The 1,333-nt window shown below is 71.5% G+C and carries 1 protein-coding gene and 1 pseudogene; one reads left to right on the top strand and one right to left on the bottom strand.

Features of this window, described 5'->3' with window-relative positions; translation table 11 throughout:
- A pseudogene (locus G3I65_RS21990) lies at positions 1-214 on the bottom strand (GGDEF domain-containing protein); the annotation flags it as partial.
- Between the two features lie 270 nt (positions 215-484).
- Here G3I65_RS21990 and G3I65_RS21985 point away from each other — a divergent pair.
- On the top strand, positions 485-1,333 hold an 849-nt coding region (locus G3I65_RS21985; RefSeq protein WP_160697781.1), incomplete at its 3' end, for a sigma-70 family RNA polymerase sigma factor.

Raw genomic sequence — 1,333 nt, 5'->3', positions numbered from 1 at the left:
GCGCGGTTTCCGCGGCTTCGGCCCGGCCCTTGGCCATCACGGCCGCGCAGACGGCGTCGACCTCGGGCAGCGCCCAGTCGCTCGGGAACCGCCAGCCCGCGGCCAGGCTGGCCGTGCGCCAGCGGGCGCGCAGCGCGCGCAGGGAGCGATCGCGCTCGACCTGGGTCCGACGTGGGACGTCACCGGGGCCGGAGCGCGTAGCCGGAACGTCCACTGGCCCCCCCATCCCTTTCGTCCGGTGCGTGTCGATCTTGTTCGGTGCTTCACGGTGAGGACGTGCTCCACCGGATCCCGTGACGCGTACTCGCGAGTTTTGTTAGGAAGCTTTTCCACCCCGCGACCCGGGGGTGGGTGATTTTGCTGCGCCGTCGGAGTCAACACCCCTACCACCGCGTGACGACTCAGGGTGGGTCAGTCACACTTGTCTCGCGTCCCGGATCCGCCTGTAATGGCAGGTCCTGGCTTTAACCGACCGAGGAGTGCCGTGTCCACCGTTCCCGCCGATCTCAGCGGAAAGAGTGACGCCGAGCTGATCGCGGAAGTCCGCTCGGGAAAGATTGCCTCGTACGGGGCACTTTACGAACGGCACACGGGTGCGGCCCACAACCTGGCCCGCCAGCTGGCCCGCTCGAGCTCCGAGGCCGACGACCTCGTCTCCGAGGCGTTCGCCAAGGTGCTCGACACGCTGCGTGGCGGCAAGGGCCCGGACACCGCCTTCCGGGCGTACCTGCTGACCGCTCTTCGTCACACGGCGTACGACCGCACCCGCAAGGAACGCCGGGTCGACCTCAACGAGGACATGAGCGAGGTCGGCGGGGCCGCGGCCGAGGCGCTGACCGTCCCGTTCTCCGACACCGCCGTCGCCGGGCTCGAACGGACGATGGCCGCGAAGGCGTTCGCGCGGCTGCCCGAACGCTGGCAGGCCGTGCTCTGGCACACCGAAATCGAGCAGCAGAGCCCCGCCGAAGTCGCGCCCCTGCTCGGGCTGACCGCGAACGGCGTCTCCGCGCTCGCCTACCGCGCCCGCGAAGGCCTCCGGCAGGCCTACCTGCAGGTCCACCTGCAGGAGAACGCCGAGGAACGCTGCCGCGCCTGCGCCGACCGGCTGGGTGCCTGGACGCGCGACGGGCTGTCCAAGCGCGAGCGCAGCCAGGTCGAGAACCACCTCGACGAGTGCGAGAACTGCCGGGCGCTGGCCGCCGAGCTCGCCGACGTCAACGGCGGCCTGCGCGCGATCATCGCCCCGATCGTCCTGGGCGGCGCGGCCCTCGGGTACCTCGCCACCATCGGCGCCGCGAAGGCGAGCGCGGCCACGGCGGCGACCGCCGGTGCG

The organism is Amycolatopsis sp. SID8362, assembly GCF_010550475.1.
Classification (GTDB): domain Bacteria; phylum Actinomycetota; class Actinomycetes; order Mycobacteriales; family Pseudonocardiaceae; genus Amycolatopsis; species Amycolatopsis eburnea.
The sequence above is the reverse complement of the archived record's forward strand: the minus strand, read 5'-3'. Positions and strand labels throughout refer to the sequence as shown.